Annotated in this window: 12 protein-coding genes; 6 read left to right on the forward strand and 6 right to left on the reverse strand. The window is 64.3% G+C overall.

What is annotated here, in order from left to right; translation table 11 throughout:
* Window positions 1-2: 2 nt before the first annotated feature.
* The 5 genes from P3T21_RS28035 to P3T21_RS28055 all read left to right on the forward strand — a co-directional run bounded on the left by P3T21_RS28035 (window position 3) and on the right by P3T21_RS28055 (window position 5,344).
* Complete coding sequence (locus P3T21_RS28035) at window positions 3-1,145, forward strand: alginate lyase family protein (RefSeq protein ID WP_429259211.1); 1,143 nt, start codon at window positions 3-5, stop codon at window positions 1,143-1,145.
* Window positions 1,146-1,171: 26 nt separating this feature from the next.
* Window positions 1,172-2,560 (forward strand): L-serine ammonia-lyase, encoded by a 1,389-nt coding sequence (locus P3T21_RS28040; protein WP_429259212.1) that lies wholly within the window; start codon window positions 1,172-1,174, stop codon window positions 2,558-2,560.
* A gap of 137 nt (window positions 2,561-2,697) precedes the next feature.
* Window positions 2,698-4,422 carry a thiamine pyrophosphate-binding protein gene (locus P3T21_RS28045; RefSeq protein ID WP_429259213.1) on the forward strand — a complete coding sequence of 575 codons (1,725 nt, stop codon included), beginning with the start codon at window positions 2,698-2,700 and terminating at the stop codon, window positions 4,420-4,422.
* Between the two features lie 188 nt (window positions 4,423-4,610).
* Window positions 4,611-4,874 (forward strand): PepSY domain-containing protein, encoded by a 264-nt coding sequence (locus P3T21_RS28050; protein ID WP_429259214.1) that lies wholly within the window; start codon window positions 4,611-4,613, stop codon window positions 4,872-4,874.
* Window positions 4,875-4,915: 41 nt separating this feature from the next.
* Entirely contained in the window at window positions 4,916-5,344 is a 429-nt protein-coding gene (locus P3T21_RS28055) for a cytochrome b/b6 domain-containing protein (protein WP_429259215.1), read from the forward strand.
* Window positions 5,345-5,425: 81 nt separating this feature from the next.
* On the opposite strand, the gene P3T21_RS28060 is transcribed toward P3T21_RS28055, so the two are convergent.
* Together P3T21_RS28060 and putA are read right to left on the reverse strand one after the other, a co-directional pair.
* Window positions 5,426-6,574, reverse strand: a complete 1,149-nt coding sequence (locus P3T21_RS28060; RefSeq protein ID WP_429259216.1) for a branched-chain amino acid ABC transporter substrate-binding protein — start codon at window positions 6,572-6,574, stop codon at window positions 5,426-5,428.
* An 87-nt stretch (window positions 6,575-6,661) separates the two neighbouring features.
* Complete coding sequence (putA, locus tag P3T21_RS28065) at window positions 6,662-10,603, reverse strand: trifunctional transcriptional regulator/proline dehydrogenase/L-glutamate gamma-semialdehyde dehydrogenase (protein WP_429259217.1); 3,942 nt, start codon at window positions 10,601-10,603, stop codon at window positions 6,662-6,664.
* Window positions 10,604-10,647: 44 nt separating this feature from the next.
* On the opposite strand from putA, the gene P3T21_RS28070 reads away from it, so the two are divergent.
* Window positions 10,648-11,046 (forward strand): hypothetical protein, encoded by a 399-nt coding sequence (locus P3T21_RS28070; RefSeq protein WP_429259218.1) that lies wholly within the window; start codon window positions 10,648-10,650, stop codon window positions 11,044-11,046.
* A gap of 36 nt (window positions 11,047-11,082) precedes the next feature.
* Here the strand turns inward: P3T21_RS28070 and P3T21_RS28075 are convergent, their stop codons facing one another.
* The 4 genes from P3T21_RS28075 to hemE all read right to left on the reverse strand — a co-directional run bounded on the left by P3T21_RS28075 (window position 11,083) and on the right by hemE (window position 16,743).
* On the reverse strand, window positions 11,083-11,334 hold the full coding sequence (locus P3T21_RS28075) for a hypothetical protein (RefSeq protein WP_429259219.1): 252 nt from the start codon (window positions 11,332-11,334) through the stop codon (window positions 11,083-11,085).
* 2 nt (window positions 11,335-11,336) lie between these two features.
* Window positions 11,337-12,767, reverse strand: coding sequence for a YeiH family protein (locus P3T21_RS28080; RefSeq protein ID WP_429259220.1), 1,431 nt, complete (start codon window positions 12,765-12,767; stop codon window positions 11,337-11,339).
* 185 nt (window positions 12,768-12,952) lie between these two features.
* Window positions 12,953-15,196, reverse strand: coding sequence for a primosomal protein N' (locus tag P3T21_RS28085; protein WP_429259221.1), 2,244 nt, complete (start codon window positions 15,194-15,196; stop codon window positions 12,953-12,955).
* Between the two features lie 449 nt (window positions 15,197-15,645).
* Entirely contained in the window at window positions 15,646-16,743 is a 1,098-nt protein-coding gene (hemE, locus tag P3T21_RS28090) for a uroporphyrinogen decarboxylase (protein ID WP_429259222.1), read from the reverse strand.
* Window positions 16,744-16,895: the final 152 nt, after the last annotated feature.

The following is a 16,895-nucleotide window of genomic DNA, read 5'->3' on the forward strand; positions in this document are numbered from 1 at the left end:
GCATGGCGCGAAAGGTGCGATTGATGCAACGCCGGATAAAACCAAAGAAGGCACTGTCACGGCAGTTCACAGGCACGCCGCTGGCTGCACTGTTGCTCACCTGGGGCGCGCTAGCACTGCCATCACAGCAAGCCCACGCAGCGATGAACTTCTGCGCCGCGCCCGGGCTGCAAACCAGTGAACGCACGAATGCCGATCCCGGCGTGAAGGCCCTGGTCAGCAACGTGCAGGCGCATCTGAACGAAACGCCGCACGCGCTCGCCAGACTGCATACCGAAGGCACGCTCCCGCATGAAGGCATCTACGACCAGAGCGTGGAAGCCGAAAAGGATCTCGACCTCCTGCGCGACGCCGCGCTCGCCTGGCGCGCCACCAGCGACGACCGCTACCTGAAACTCGTCGACCGCCTGCTGTATGCGTGGGTCACGACCTACCAGCCGAGCTTCAATCCGATCGACGAAACGCACTTCGAAGGCCTGATCCTCGCCTATGACATGACCGCCAGCGCGCTGCCCGTGAAAACGCGCAACGCCGCCATGGCATTCCTGACGAAGTTCGCAAACGGCTACATCGGGCAGATCGACGCACAACCGCGTCCGCTCACAGGCTCTTTCAAGAACAACTGGCAGAGTCATCGGGTCAAACTGGTATCGATGGCCGCGTTCACGCTCGATAACCGGAAGATGATCAACGCGGCGCAGCGCCTGTACGTCGAGCACATCGGCGACAACATCGCGCCGGATGGCACAACCGTTGATTTTGCGGAACGTGATGCACTGCACTATGTGACGTACGACCTGCAGCCGCTCGTCACGGCCGCGCTCGCCGCGCGCCGCCACAACCGTAACTGGTTGCCGGAGAAAGCGGCGAACGGCGCGTCGCTGGCTGCCGCGCTCGACTGGCTCACGCCGTACGCGACCGGCGCGAAGACACACGAAGAATTCGTGCATTCGGACGTGCCGTTCGATGTAAAACGTCGCGAAGCTGGCTTGCCCGGCTACTCGGGTCAATGGGATCCGAAGAACGCGACGGAGCTGTTCCACCTCGCCGCGCGACTCGATGGCCGCTTCACGCCTGTCGCGCTGCAACTGGCACCGTCGCCGCCCGCGTGGCTCGCCGTGTGCCTGCCGCTCGCGGCGCGCTAAACCGATATCTACTTGCAGGAGCAGTAATGGCAGTCAGTGTGTTCGACCTCTTCAAGATCGGCATCGGTCCTTCCAGTTCACATACGGTCGGGCCGATGCGCGCGGCGCTGATGTTTGCCCAGGGTCTCGAGCGCGACGGGCTGCTCGACGCCACGGCGTCCGTTAAAGTCGATCTGTACGGCTCGCTCGGCGCAACCGGCAAAGGCCACGGCACCGACCGCGGCGTGATGCTCGGCCTGCTCGGCGACGCGCCCGACACCGTCAATCCCGACACCATCGTCGAACGTCTCGAAGCAATCCGACAATCGCGCACGCTTTCGCTGCTCGGCAAGCGCGACATTCCGTTCGTTCTGAAAGATCACATCTCGTTCTACCGGCAGGCGCTCGCCGAGCACCCGAACGGCATGAAACTCTTCGCGTTCGACGCAGAAGGCGCGACGCTGCGCGAAGCGACGTATCTGTCGGTCGGCGGCGGGTTTGTCGTGACCGCTGGCGCGCCGAATACGAAGGTGCTGAGCGCAGTCCAGCAGCTGCCGCATCCGTTTCGCACCGGCGACGAATTGCTCGCGATGTGTGCGTCGACAGGAAAATCAGTCGCGCAGTTGATGTGGGAAAACGAGCGCGTGTGGCACACCGAAGAAGAAACACGCACCGGCCTGCTGAAAATCTGGACCGTGATGCAATCGTGCGTCGCGCGTGGTTGCGGCATCGGCAACCCCGATGCGGACGGCACGCTGCCGGGTCCGTTCAAGGTGAAACGCCGCGCGCCGCAGCTGTATCGCGCGCTGTCGGGCAATCCGGAAATGGCGCTGCGCGATCCTTTGTCGATGATCGACTGGATCAATCTGTACGCGATCGCCGTCAACGAGGAAAACGCCGCGGGCGGGCGCGTCGTCACCGCGCCGACCAATGGCGCGGCGGGCATTATCCCGGCCGTGCTGCATTACTACACGCGTTTCATGCCAGGCTCGAACGAACAGGGCGTGATCGACTTCCTGATGACGGCCGCCGCTATCGGCATTCTGTACAAACTGAACGCGTCGCTGTCCGGCGCCGAAGTGGGCTGTCAGGGCGAAGTGGGCGTCGCCTGCTCGATGGCGGCCGGCGCGCTCGCGGCCGTGATGGGCGGCACGCCGCTTCAGGTCGAGAACGCCGCTGAGATCGGCATGGAACACAACCTCGGCCTCACCTGCGATCCGGTTGGCGGGATGGTGCAGATTCCGTGCATCGAACGCAATGCGATGGCGTCGGTGAAGGCGGTCAATGCCGCGCGCATGGCGTTGCGCGGCGACGGCAGCCACTATGTTTCCCTCGACTCCGTCATCAAGACGATGCGCGAGACCGGCGCCGATATGAAGACCAAATACAAGGAAACGTCGCGCGGCGGCCTGGCGGTGAATATCGTCGAGTGCTGACCTGACGTACGTCGTTCCACTAAAGGCGGCGCGCGTATCGTCCTGATGCAGCGCGCAGGCCGTGACACTGATCGGGCTACCGGCTCATGCCGCCGGAAGCTGCTGGCCCGGTCGAACTGAATGGAGGTTTTCTCGCAATGTCGTTGCCAATCGTTTCCGCTTCTACTGATTCCGCTGGTTCCGCCACCACCACCGGCGCGCGTCTTGTTGTCGATGCCTTGCTGACGCATGGCGTCGAGCGCGTGTTCTGCGTACCGGGCGAGAGCTTTCTCGCCGTGCTCGATTCGCTGCACGACGAAACGGACAGTATCCAGACAATCGTCTGCCGCCACGAAGCGGCCGCCGCGAACATGGCCGAAGCCGTCGGCAAGCTGACCGGACGGCCTGGCATCGCACTCGTCACGCGTGGTCCGGGCGCGACGCACGCGTCGATCGGCGTCCACACGGCGTTCCAGGATTCGACGCCGATGATCCTGCTGATCGGCCAGTGCGCGCGCGAGCATCTCGACCGTGAGGCTTTCCAGGAGATCGACTACCGGCGCATGTTCGGCCAGATGACCAAATGGGTCGCGCAGATCGACGACGCGCGCCGCATTCCCGAATATCTGAGCCACGCGTTTCATATCGCGACGTCGGGACGTCCGGGGCCGGTCGTGCTGTCGCTGCCGGAAGACGTGCTGAGCGACGCGTGCCCAGTCGTACCGGGCGCGCCGAAGTATCACCGCGTGGCGGCGTCGCCATCGAAGGCGCAGATCGAGCAGTTGCGCACCTTGCTCGAAGGCGCAAGGCGGCCGATGGTGATCGCAGGCGGCAGCGGCTGGACGCCGGACGCATGTGCGGATTTCCGCCGCTTCATCGAGAACTGGCAGTTGCCGGTCGGCCTCGCGTTCCGCTATCAGGACACACTGGATAACGAACACCCGAACTACGCCGGCGACGTCGGCCTCGGCGTCAATCCGGCGCTGGCCGCACGCATCGGCGATGCGGATTTGCTGCTCGCGATCGGTCCGCGCCTCGGCGAAGCGACGACGAACGGCTACACGCTGCTCGACATTCCGAAGACGAGGCAGACGCTTGTCCACATCCACCAGGGTGCCGAAGAACTTGGCCGCGTGTACGCCGCTGATCTGCCGATCGTGTCGGGCATGCCGGAACTCGCCACGTTGCTCGCCCAACTGAAACCGACGGCGACGCCAGCGTGGGCCGGCTCAGCCGAAGCAGCGCACCAGGCATATCTCGACTGGCGCAAGCCGCGCGCGATTCCTGGCGACGTGCAGATGGGCGAAGTCATCCAGCAACTTCGCGCACATCTGCCCGAGGACGCGATTCTCACGAACGGCGCGGGCAACTACGCGACCTGGCTGCATCGGCATTTCTCGTACCGGCATTTCCGCTCGCAGCTCGCACCGACGAACGGCGCGATGGGCTATGGCGTGCCGGCGGCCATCGCGGCGAAATCGATGTATCCGGACCGCGCGGTCGTCGCGCTCGCTGGCGACGGCTGCTTCATGATGGCCGCGCCGGAACTCGCGACGGCGATGCAGTACGACCTGCATGTGATTTTCATCGTCGTGAATAACAGCCACTTCGGCACGATCCGTATGCATCAGGAAAAGAACTATCCGAACCGCGTGCACGGCACCGGTCTGACGAATCCGGATTTCGTGGCGTTCGCGCGGTCGTTTGGCGCGCATGGTGAACTCGTCGAGCGGACGGAAGATTTTCTGCCCGCGCTCGGACGTGCGCAGGCGGCGAAGCGCGCTGCACTGATCGAGATTCGTCTGCCGCAGGAAGCAAGCACGCCGGGTGCAACGCTCGAGCAGATCCGCGAGCAGGGGCGGAAACTGCGCGGCGAAGCCTAGCCTGCGCGGCTGCATGAATTTGTACCGCGCCGCATCGCGTTATACCAAGCGATGCGGCCGGTGCCCGCCGCACGACACACCGCAAGATCTGCTTTCGAATTCCATTCCTCACATTACAATTTAATTGCAAATGGTTCTCATCCACAGTAGAGTGATGACCTCGTTAATCACGAAGTGTGGAGTTAGGGATGCTTAAGATCGTTGCGTTGATGTGTACCCTTGGTTTTTCCGGCGCCGTGCTGGCGGACGCAAAATGCGCCGCCCATCCGAAGGAAGAGTGGATCAAGGAGTCTGACGCCCGCGCGAAACTCGAGGCGGACGGCTACAAGATCAAGAAGTTCAAGGTCGACGGCAACTGCTATGAGATTTACGGCCACAACAAGGAAGGCAAGAAGGTCGAGATCTACTACGACACCAAAACGCTCGACGTCGTGAAGTCCGAGATCGACTGACGTCTCGCCTGTGGAACCTGTTTGGCGAGACCGGCAACGATGTGCATCGCGTGGCAGGTTACGTCGCGGTCGGGCTTGTTGCGTCGCGCATCGTGTGGGGCGTGATCGGCACGCCAAACGCCCGGTTTTCAACATGGTGGCCCGGGCGCGCGGAACTTGTCGCCTATCTGCGCGCGCTGCCTGCGGGCAAGCCCATTCATCCTGTATCGCACAATCCGCTCGGCGCACTGATGATCGTCGCGCTGTGGTCGCTCGTGCTCGCGCTGGGTCTGACTGGATGGATGATGCGGCTCGACGCCTTCTGGGGCGAAGACTGGCTCGAAAGTACTCACAGCGCGCTCGCCACGGCGCTCGAAGTCTGCGTGTGCGTGCACGTCGCTGCCGCTGTCGCGATGTGCCTCTATCTTCGTGAGAACCTGATCGGCGCGATGGTGACGGGCATCAAACGCCCGTGGCGTCGCGACCGGTGACCGCACGCCAGATCATCGAGCGCGTGAATGAAAAAGCCCCGCAATCGCGGGGCTCTTCCCTTACTACAACAAGCGTTGAGCTTACTTCCCGCCCACGCTTTGCAGCGTCGTCCACTTGCCGTCGACAACCTTGTACAGCGTGATGCCGCCGTTCTTCAGGTCACCCTTGCTGTCGTATGCGAGGTCTTTCGACGTCACAGCCGGCATCGACGTCTGCGCGAGCAGCGGCAGGTACTTTGCCGGATCCGTCGAGTTTGCCTTCTTCATTGCGTTGAACAGTGCCATCGCGCCGTCGTAAGCGTACGGCGAGTACGTCTGCACGTCCTCGTTGAAGCGCTTCTTGTACTTCGCGGTGTAGTCCTTGCCGCCCGGCATTTCTTCCAGCGGCAAGCCAGCCAGCGATGCCACCGTGCCGTTCGCCGAGTCACCCGCGATCTTCAGGAACGTGTCCGTCTTGACCATCTCGCCAGCCATCAGCGGCGACTTCATGCCAAGCGTCTTCATCTGCTTGACCATCGGGCCAGCTTGCGAATCCGCGCCGCCGTAGTAGATCAGATCCGGATTCGCGGCCTTCAGCTTCGTCAGAATTGCCTTGAAGTCGACAGCCTTGTCGTTCGTGAATTCACGCGTGACGATCGTTGCGCCCGATGCCTTCGCGGCCTTCTCGAACTGGTCAGCCAGACCCTGGCCGTATGCGGTGCGGTCGTCGACGATCGCGATCTTCTTCACGCCGAGCGACTTCACTGCGAACGTGCCGGCCACCGAACCTTGCTGCGTGTCGGAGGTCATCATGCGGAACGTCGTCTTGAAGCCTTGTTGCGTGTACTCAGGCGCGGTCGCCATTGCGATTTCCGGGATGCCTGCGTTCGCGTAGATGCGCGAGGCCGGAATCGTCGTGCCCGAGTTGAAGTGGCCGAGCATGCCCTTGATGCCGTCGTCGACGAGCTTCTGTGCAACCGTCGTGCCGGTGCGCGGGTCAGCCTGGTCGTCCGCCGAGTCGAGGACGAAATGAACCGGCTTGCCACCGATCACCGGCTTCGTCGCGTTCATATCTTCGACAGCCAGCGTGATGCCGTTCTGGAAGTCCTTACCGTAGTGGGCCTGAGCGCCCGTCATCGGACCGGCGAAGCCGATCTTCACATCTTCTGCCGTTTGTGCCTGTGCGGTCCCCGCCAGCGACATGACCGCGACGAGCGTCGCGCCTGCCAGCCCTTTCATCGTGTGCTGCATAGCTTCTCCTTGGTACCAGGTGTGAGTGGAGCGGCATCGGGGTCGCCGTGCCGCTTCCATTTTTTTGAATTGATCGTCGAGGTTCGCTCAGCCAATCGTCATCAAATTCGCATTGCCGCCTGCTGCTGCCGTATTTACGCTGACCGAACGTTCCGTCAACAGACGTTCAAGTGCGTAATCCTCATCGCCGCTTTCCAGCGCGCGTGCCGCCACGCCCTGCACCGATACGATCGGCCCCGGTCGTTTCGCGACTTCCTTCACCAGCGCGAGCAGTTCGTCGCTGTCGCCTTCGAAAAGCACTGCATCGAAAGTGGCCTCGGCGTTCTTCTTCACGCTCGCGTATTGCTTCAATCCTGCGGGCAACGCAGCAACCAGCTGCTCGCCTGCCGCGCCTTCGAAGAGCGCGCGGTTACCCGTCGCCAGCACCGCCGCGAACTGCGCGCGGGCGCCGCTTTGCGTCGACGGCACGCACAGCACCGTGCCGCGTGCACCGAGCGTGTACGTATTGCGCTCGCCGGTCGGTCCGGGCAGCACGGCTGTCGCGCCGGCCAGCACGTGTGACAGATAACCGTCGCAGCGCGCCGCGAGCGTAGCCTGACCTTCACCGATCAGCCAGTCGCGCAGTGCCGTCAACGCGGCAGCCGGATTGTCGCCGATTCCATCCACGTTTTGGGATGACTGCGGCGCATCCACCACAAGCGCCGCCGCCAGCGACTTCGGCAATCCCGCCGGACGCTTCGCCAGCAGGCGCTGCAGGTACAGCGCGCCGCCCGCCTTCGGACCCGTGCCCGACAGACCTTCACCACCGAACGGCTGCACACCTACCACCGCGCCGATCACGTTGCGGTTCACATAAATATTGCCGACATGCGCGCGGCCGATCACATGCGCGATCGTCTCGTCGATCCGCGTATGGACGCCGAGCGTGAGCCCGTAGCCCGTCGTGCGGATCTGATCGAGCAGTTTGTCCAGCGCGCTGCGGCGATAACGCACCACGTGCAGCACCGGGCCGAACACTTCGCGCTTCAGTTCGTCGATGCTGTCGAGTTCGATCAGCGTCGGCGGCACGAAGGTGCCCGCTGCGCAGCCTTCCGGCATCGGCAGCTGGACGACCTTGCGGCCCTTCTCGCGCATCGCGGCGATGTGCGCATCGATGCCGCGCTTCGCTTCGATGTCGATCACCGGGCCGACGTCGATCGACAGACGATCCGGATTGCCCATCGCGAGTTCGCCCATCGCGCCCGTCAACATTTCGAGCGTGCGATCAGCGACGTCGTCCTGCAGACAGAGAACGCGCAGCGCCGAACACCGTTGACCGGCCGAATCGAAAGACGACTGCAGCACATCGGCGACGACCTGCTCGGCAAGCGCCGACGAATCGACGATCATCGCGTTCTGGCCGCCGGTTTCGGCGATTAGCGGAATCGGCTTGCCGTCGGCGTCGAGGCGCGACGACAGCGTCTTGTTGATCAGACGCGCGACTTCGGTCGAGCCCGTGAACATGACTGCGCGCGTGCGGGCGTCTGCAACCAGCGCCGCGCCGACCGTTTCGCCATCGCCCGGCAGCAGTTGCACCGCGCCCGCCGGCACGCCGGCTTCGCGCAGGATGCGCACGGCTTGCGCGGCGATCAGCGGCGTCTGTTCGGCCGGCTTCGCGAGCACCGTGTTGCCGGCAGCCAGCGCCGCCGCAACCTGACCCATGAAAATCGCCAGCGGGAAATTCCACGGGCTGATACACACCACCGGACCGAGCGGGCGATGCGTGTCGTTCGAGAACTCGGTGCGGATCTGCGTCGAGTAATAGCGCAGGAAGTCGATCGCTTCGCGGATTTCCGCGACGGCGTTCGGCAGCGACTTGCCCGCTTCACGCACAACGAGACCCATCAACGTATGCATCTGCGCTTCGAGCAGATCGGCGGCGCGCGCGAGGCAATCGGCGCGCGCTTCGACGGGCGTCGCCTGCCAGATCGGCGCGGCGGCCACCGCGTGCGTGAGCGCGGCGCTCACGTGCTCCGAACTCGCTTCGACCACCGTGCCGACGAGGTCGCGCTGGTCAGCCGGATTGCGCACGTCGCGTGCGGCGCCATCGGTGATGTCGTTGTCGGCGAGCATCGGCGCGGCGCGCCACGGATGATGCGCACTCGCCAGCAACGCCGACGACAGCGACGCCAGACGATGTTCGTTCGACAGATCGAGGCCCATCGAATTGAGACGCTCGGCGCCGAACAGCTGACGCGGCAGCGGGATCTTCGCGTGCGGCGCGCCGAGCGGCGTGATCTTCGAGGCCTCATCGACCGGATCGGCGACGAGGTCCGCGATCGCGACGGTTTCATCGGCGATGCGGTTCACGAACGACGTATTCGCGCCGTTCTCCAGCAGACGGCGCACGAGATACGCGAGCAGCGTTTCGTGCGTACCGACCGGTGCGTACACGCGGCACGGACGGTTCAGCTTGTCGCGGCCGGTGACTTCTTCGTACAGCGGTTCGCCCATGCCATGCAGACACTGGAACTCATACTGACCCGGATAGTAGTTCTGACCGGCCAGGTGATAGATCGCCGACAGCGTGTGCGCGTTGTGCGTCGCGAACTGCGGATAGACGGCATCCGGCGCGCCAAGCAGCTTCTTCGCGCAGGCGAGATACGAGACGTCGGTGTAGATCTTGCGCGTGTACACCGGATAGCCTTCGAGGCCGTCCACCTGCGCACGCTTGATTTCGGTATCCCAGTACGCGCCCTTCACGAGGCGAACCATGATGCGGTGACGGCTGCGACGCGCCAGATCGACGACGTAGTCGATCACGAACGGGCAGCGCTTCTGGTACGCCTGAATTACAAAGCCGATGCCGTTCCAGCCGGCCAGCTCCGGATCGAAGCACAGCGCTTCGAGCAGATCGAGCGAGATTTCGAGGCGGTCGGCTTCTTCGGCGTCGATGTTCAGGCCGATGTCGTAGCGGCGCGCGAGGATCGCGAGCGAACGCACACGCGGCAGCAATTCGTTCATCGCGCGTTCCTGCTGCGAGCGCGAGTAGCGCGCGTGCAGCGCCGACAGCTTGATCGAAATGCCCGGGCCTTCGTAGATGCCACGGCCGCCCGCAGCCTTGCCGATCGCGTGGATCGCCTGCTCATAGGATGCGTAGTAGCGCTGCGCGTCGGCTTCGGTCGTCGCGGCTTCGCCGAGCATGTCGTACGAATAGCGGAAGCCGCGTGCTTCGAACTTGCGACTGTTGGCCAGCGCTTCGGAGATGTTCTCGCCGGTGACGAACTGCTCGCCCATCAGGCGCATCGCCATATCGACGCCCTTCCGGATCAGCGGCTCGCCGCCCTTGCCGATCAGACGCGTCAACGCCGACGACAAACCGGTTTCGCTATTGGTCGTCACGAGCTTGCCCGTGATCATCAAGCCCCAGGTTGCGGCATTCACGAACAGCGACGGCGCCTGCCCGACGTGCGATTTCCAGTCGCCCTTGCTGATCTTGTCGCGAATCAGCGCGTCGCGCGTGGCGCGATCGGGAATGCGTAGCAGCGCTTCGGCGAGGCACATCAGCGCGACGCCTTCCTGGCTCGACAGCGAGAATTCGTGGATCAGCCCTTCGACGCCGCCGCCACGGCTCTTGGAGCGCAGCGTTTCGACGAGCTTGCCGGCCATCGCCTGCACGTCGGCGGCGAGGTTTGCGGGCAGACGCGCCTGGCCCAGCAGGAACGGCACGCACTCCGGCTCCGGCCGACGATACGCCGCCGTGATCGCCGCACGCAGCACCGATTGCGGCTGCACGCTTTGCGCGAATTCGAGGAACGGATGCGAGGCGCCTTCTTCGTCCGATTCGACAGACGCGCCTTCGGCCAGATCGGCAGCGCCGTTCAGGCCCGACAGCTCGGCGGGCAACTGACCGTGCTCGATCTTCTCCAGATACGCGAAGATCGCCTGCTTGATCAGCCAGTGTGGCGTGCGCTCAAGGCGCGTGGCGGCATCTTTCAGCCGGGAACGGAGGAGATCGTCAACTTTGACGCCAAGGGTAGTGCTCGCCATGTTTCCTTCGAATGCCGATTGACTATCGGCGAAAGACTAGAAAGTTGGCGAATCGTACGCCTCCAATTAAAAAGGTGCAACCTTCTTCAGGCAAAGGTTGCACCCTCCGCAAACCCTTACAGAACGGGGGTTTTCGGCGGATCGAGGCGCGCCGGGTGCGTCCGGTTGCGATCGGTGTTTTCCCTGGCGCGATTCTTTTCGTCGATACCCTTATCGAATCGCGCGCCGCGCCGATATACAGATACACGCCGCAAAAAACAGGCGTAACGCTTACGGGGAAGGTGGCTGAAATGGAAAAGTGGATGGTGGTGGCCGGAATCTGGACGATGTGCGCGCTGTGTGCGGTGTTTTTTATCCGCGGCGCGTCATGCCCGGCGGCAAAACGGATGGAAGCGGCGCGTGTGAACGCGCGTAACGATCGGTCGGCCAAAAGCACGTCGTGAACGACATGCACGCCGGTGACGCGGGTTAGCGCCGGGTCATTGCGTCGGGGTGAAGTGGCTGCAGGAGTCGCCCGGCGAGACAAGCTGGTCGTGCAGACGACACAGCCGGCTCGCCGCGACGCTCGCGCCGAAACCCGAACTGAATACAGTGAGGCCTGGAATGCTCTGCTCGAGTGAATGCCGGTCGTCGGCACGGTGCCGGCATCCGGCGCAACACCGGCTCGCGTCGAGAAGCGCGGCGGTGTCTTCCGCGCCGCGCCCGACCGTCGAGGTGCCCTTCGAGTTCACGATCACTGCCCCAGGCTATTCCAGTACGATGCGAACACGTGCGCGGACAGCACGTAGCCGATGGCGATATTGACCGCAACGCCCGCCGTGAACGCGAGGAACGGTTTCATGCCGGTCGCGGTAAGCGAGCGCAGACGCGTCGTCAATCCGATGCTGAAGAAGCAGAAGATGAACGCCCACGTGCGCAGCGCGGTAATTGGCGCGACGAATTCCGGCGTGACGACCTTCCGGTAGTCCGCGAGCGAATAGTGGCTGGCGATCCACGTCACCAGCGCCGACGCAATCACAAAGCCGATCACGAACTTCGGAAAGCGCGCCCAGATTTCACCCGCGTCGGCCTTCGCCTTCACGCCGCTGTCTTCGGTTTCCCAGCGGGTTGTCGCGACGATCGCGAGCGCGAACGCCCAGATGCCGATCCAGATATCCCGGCCGACCACCTTCATCAGCGTGAATGCCTGCAGCGACGCTTCCGGCGCGCCGGCAATCGCGCCGCCCGCGCTCTTCGCCAGGTCGCCGTAAGCCTGCGCGGCCGCGATGCCCGCTGCGTCGGCGAATTCCGATGTGCCGATCCACGCGCCCGCGATGCCCGTCGAAAGCCCAAGTGAGCGCGACGCGAACGGCAGCACGAAGATCATCGCGATGGCCCACAGGATCACGAGCGTGATCGCCACCGAGGCATGCTCGCGCTTCGCGCGCACCGCGCCGGCGATCGCAATCGCCGCCGACACGCCGCACACCGCGCCGCCGACGCCAAGCACGGCGGCGAAACGCTTGTCGAGACCGAACGCCTTCGCCGCGAAGAAGATCACGAAGAACGTGACCAGCGAGACGATCGTCGCCTGGCCGACCGCAACCGGGCCGGCCCAGACGAGCAACGTGAACGGCAGCGTCGCGCCGAGCAGCACGATGCCGACCTTGATATAAAACTCGACGCGCAACCCGGCCGAGAACCATTCCGGCAGCCGGAACACGTTCGAGACAAGCAGACCGAGCGCGAGTGCAACCAGTGGCGGTTCGAGGTTGTACTTCGACGCGTTGATCCACGCGCCCAGCTCGAAGATCAGCACCGAGACGACGAACAGGATGAGAAACGACGGCAGGAAGTGCGCGACCTTCTGCTTCAACGCGGCGAGGCTGACGCTGAACAGCACGGCGAACACGGCGAACAGCGCGACGTAGTTCGGCAGATGCTTGACGAGATCCGCGCCGGCTGCGCTGACGCTCGACCATTTGGCCGGCGCGACGGCCAGCCACTTGATGCTGCCGCCGGACGCGAACAGCACCCACGCGATCACGATGACAAACAGGCCGATCCAGACGGCCCACCAGTCTTCGGTGGAAAAGAGACCGCCGCCACCGCGTGCGGTACGTTCGGAACGGTTCGCTGGTGCGGGCTGGGTGCCCGCCGGCAGGCTGTGGTTGGTATCGCTCATCGCAAAGCCCCGGAAGTTGAGGTGCTTCGGCGCGAAGGTTGGTCGGATTGATTATTGTGAATATTGCGCCGATCCGGCGAAATATAGTCGAGCAACCTCGAAAGCCGAAACGACCTTTCGCTCTATGGATATAACCGGAAGGGATTTGCCGCACGCCGTTGCGGTTCGCGGCTCGCGGCGCGGCGTCAGATGTCGAGCGGGTCGACTTCGAGGCTCCAGCGCAGCACGCCTTTCAGCGTGCGCAACATAGGTTGCCACGCGTGCAGCGTCGCCTGCAGCGCGCCGCGCGACGCGCTTTCGATCAGCAACTGCGCGCGATGCACGTGCATCACCTTGACGACGGTGAGCGGCACGGCGTCGTAGACGGTGACGCGCTCAGCCGCCGGAATCTGCGACAGCTGCGCTGCGGCTTGTTGCAGGAACGCCATCGCCGCTTCGAGCGTACGGCCTTCGGCGCGCAGCAACGCCTGATAGACGAATGGCGGCAGATGCGCATCGCGCCGCTCGCCAAGCTGCGACTTGGCGAAGCCGACGTAATCGTGGCGCGCCAGCGCGTGATACAGCGCGTGACGCGGGTAGCGCGTCTGCACCAACACTTCGCCCGGTAGACCCGCGCGCCCGGCACGCCCGCTGACCTGCATCAGCTGCGCGAAAAGCCGCTCGCTTGCGCGAAAATCGTGGGAAAAGAGCGCGGTATCCGCGTTGATCACCCCGACCAGCGACACACGCTGAAAATCGTGCCCCTTCGCGATCATCTGCGTGCCAACGAGGATATCGACTTCGCCCGCATGAACATCCGAGAACAGCGCCTGCGCGCTGCCCTTGCGGCGCGTGCTGTCGGCGTCGATGCGCAGCACGCGTGCGCCCGGCACCGCTTCAGCCAGCGTTTCTTCGACGCGCTGCGTGCCGCGTCCGAGCGGCGCGATATCAACGTTGCCGCAATCCGGACACGAACGCGGAATGCGCGATTCCCAGCCGCAGTGGTGGCAGCGCATCGCGCGCTCCGGCTTGTGCAGCACGACATACGCGCTGCAACGCGGACAGCCGGCGACCCAACCGCAGGCATCGCACGAAAGGACCGGTGCGTAGCCACGCCGGTTGAGAAACACGAGGCTCTGCTCGCCGCGTTCCAGACGCATCTTCAGCGCGGCGATCAGCGGGCCCGACAAGCCGTCGATCGACGCACGGCCACGGCGGTGTTCTTCTTCGAGATCGATCAGTTTGACCGTCGGCAGCACGGCGTCGGCAACCGCCCGGCGCGACAGCGTGAGCCGCGCGTAACGCCCCTGATCGGCCTGCCACCAGCTTTCGAGCGAAGGCGTCGCCGAACCGAGCACGACCGGAATGCCAAGCTGCTTCGCACGATAAATCGCGAGATCGCGCGCCGAATAGCGCAGCCCTTCCTGCTGCTTGTACGCAGGATCGTGCTCTTCATCGACGACGATCATCGCCAGCTTCGGCAGCGAAGCCAGCACGGCGAGCCGCGTGCCGAGCACGATGCGCGCGCGGCCGGCGTGAGCCGCGAACCAGTGTCGCGCGCGTTCGCCTTCGGCGAGGCCGCTGTGTAATGTGACGATCGCGCCGGCGTCGAGCGCCGCGAAGCGCGCGCGGAACGCCGCTTCGAACTGCGGCGTGAGATTGATTTCGGGGACGAGGACCAGCGCCTGCGCTTCCGGATCAGCCGCCAGGAGTTCAGCGAGCGCGCGTAGGTAAACTTCGGTCTTGCCGCTGCCGGTCACGCCGTGCAGCAGGAACGGCGCGAAGCCGTCGGCGTCACGGATGGATTCGACGGCGGCGGTCTGTTCGTCGGTGAGCTTCGGCAAGGCGGTCGCGGTTGCGTGGCGCGGCGTCGCCGCGCGCACGTCGGCGGCTTCGATCACCTCCAGCGCAACCCAGCCTTCCGCCTGCCACGCATCGAGCGTCGCGATTGCCTTCGGGTGCAGCGCGCGCGCATCGGCGGCGAGGAGCGAACCGGCTTCCACGAGCGCATCGGCGAGACGCCGCAGCGCGATTGCGCGCACCGGCAGCGCGTCAGGCAGTGCTTCGCGGCCGGTCGGCAACAGACGATAGCGCTCCTCCGGCGCGAGCAGCCGCGCCCAGCGCGACGCATCGCGAAGCGCCTGCGGCAGACCGGGCAGCGCCACTTCGCCGATTCCACGCTGGTAGTAGTCGGCGGCGAACGCCGCCAGCCTGAGCCACGCTTCGGATAGCGGCGGGCACGCCGTACAGATCGCGTTGACCGTGCGCAACCGGTCGGCGGGCACGTCGCTGCGATCGCTGACTTCGCACACCAGCCCGACCGTAACGCGTTTGCCGAACGGTACGCTCACGAGCGTGCCGGGCACCGGCGACGGCTCGACGTCGCACCGGTAGTCGAAGAGCGTCGGGAGCGGGTGATCAAGCGCGACGCGGACAAAAACTGCGCTCACGCCGCATCCGCCGCGTAAAACGGGCCAAATCGCGAACCCCTGTGAGTCGCCATCGACGCGCCGAAGTTAAAGTAAAACCTCACTTTCGACGCCAAGCTTTGGATTCTGCTGAAGAATTGCAATCCGTCCGCATGCCCTGTGGATAACTTTGTTGAGAACTCTGCTTTGCCGGCACGAAAATGGCGTCGCGCCGTCGTTCTGTGGGCTGCCGCACATATCTCGAATAACCGCTGAAAGCCTTGCCAGTCAAGGCACAGACCAGATGCGCACACAACTTGCAAGCACCAATCAGCGATGCAACCCTCTACCGCGCCGCAGCGAGGCAAATGTGCATAAGTCAAGTCTTGACAACTGCAGGAAGGCCGCGCGGCGGCCCCGCCCACCGCGTCCTACCCTTAGAGCGAGAGCCCACTTCATCGCACTGCAACAAAAAATTCACGCTGGCAACGTCACGCTGACACACTGCCCGCGCGAATAGCACGGCTGTGCCGATGCACTTCGTCGACCAGTTCAGCGACGTTCTCCGGCGGCGTGAACTGCGAGATACCGTGACCCAGATTGAAGACGTGGCCGGGATGATTGCCGAAGCTGTCGAGCACGGCGCGCGCTTCCATCCGGATCGCCGACGGCGACGCGAACAGCACCGACGGATCGATATTGCCCTGCAACGCCACCTTGTCGCCGACGCGCTCACGCGCCTTCGCCAGATTCACCGTCCAGTCGAGGCCGACTGCGTCGACGCCCGTCGCGGCAATTTCTTCGAGCCACAGCCCGCCGCCTTTCGTGAACGTGATGACCGGCACTTTCACCCCGTCGTGCTCGCGCTTGAGCTGCGCGACCACCTGCTGGATGTAGTGCAGCGAGAAACGCTGATAGATACCGTCGGCGAGCGCACCGCCCCATGTGTCGAAAATCATCACGGCCTGCGCGCCCGCTTCGATCTGCGCGTTCAGATACGCGGCGACCGCTTTCGCGTTCACATCGAGGATGCGGTGCATCAGATCAGGACGGGCGTACAGCATCGACTTCACCGTGCGGAAGTCGGCCGAACCGCCGCCTTCGACCATGTAGCACGCGAGCGTCCACGGGCTGCCCGAAAAGCCGATCAGCGGCACGCGCTGACGGCCCTGGGCATCGATCAGCGAGCGTCGGATCTGGCTCACGGCGTCCGTCACGTAGCGCAGCGTGGCGTCGATATCCGGCACCGCGAGACGCGCGATGTCATCTTCCGTGCGCACCGGGCGCGCGAACTTCGGACCCTCGCCGGTCTGGAACTCGAGGCCGAGACCCATGGCGTCGGGAATCGTCAGGATGTCGGAGAAGAGGATCGCGGCGTCGAGCGGATAACGGTCGAGCGGCTGCAACGTGACTTCCGTGGCGTAGTCGGGGTTCTTCGCGAGACCGAGGAAGCTGCCCGCACGGCCGCGCGTCGCGTTGTATTCCGGCAGATAGCGACCCGCCTGACGCATCAGCCAGATCGGCGTGTATTCGGTCGGCTGGCGCAGGAGCGCGCGCAGGAAAGTGTCGTTCAGAAGAGTATTGACCACGTTGCGGGCGACTGGAGGCAAAGGGGCATTTTACCGGACGATGCCCCCGGCATCGCGCTGGATGCTGTGAATAAACATGGCTGTCTGTTGCGCTCGCCCAGCGACGCGCGCAGGAATGCGCCGCGGTTCCGCTGCGCGGCTGCGATCTTATC

The sequence above is a fragment of the Paraburkholderia sp. GAS334 genome (assembly GCF_050436625.1).
In the GTDB taxonomy this organism is placed as follows: Bacteria; Pseudomonadota; Gammaproteobacteria; order Burkholderiales; family Burkholderiaceae; genus Paraburkholderia.

Excerpts from the sequence above, each read along its gene's own strand:
- P3T21_RS28035 (WP_429259211.1), top strand. The coding sequence starts at position 3 with ATGGCGCGAAAGGTGCGATTGATGCAACGCCGGATAAAACCAAAGAAG.
- P3T21_RS28040 (WP_429259212.1), top strand. The coding sequence starts at position 1,172 with ATGGCAGTCAGTGTGTTCGACCTCTTCAAGATCGGCATCGGTCCTTCC.
- P3T21_RS28045 (WP_429259213.1), top strand. The coding sequence starts at position 2,698 with ATGTCGTTGCCAATCGTTTCCGCTTCTACTGATTCCGCTGGTTCCGCC.
- P3T21_RS28050 (WP_429259214.1), top strand. The coding sequence starts at position 4,611 with ATGCTTAAGATCGTTGCGTTGATGTGTACCCTTGGTTTTTCCGGCGCC.
- P3T21_RS28060 (WP_429259216.1), bottom strand. The coding sequence starts at position 6,574 with ATGCAGCACACGATGAAAGGGCTGGCAGGCGCGACGCTCGTCGCGGTC.
- putA (WP_429259217.1), bottom strand. The coding sequence starts at position 10,603 with ATGGCGAGCACTACCCTTGGCGTCAAAGTTGACGATCTCCTCCGTTCC.
- P3T21_RS28080 (WP_429259220.1), bottom strand. The coding sequence starts at position 12,767 with ATGAGCGATACCAACCACAGCCTGCCGGCGGGCACCCAGCCCGCACCA.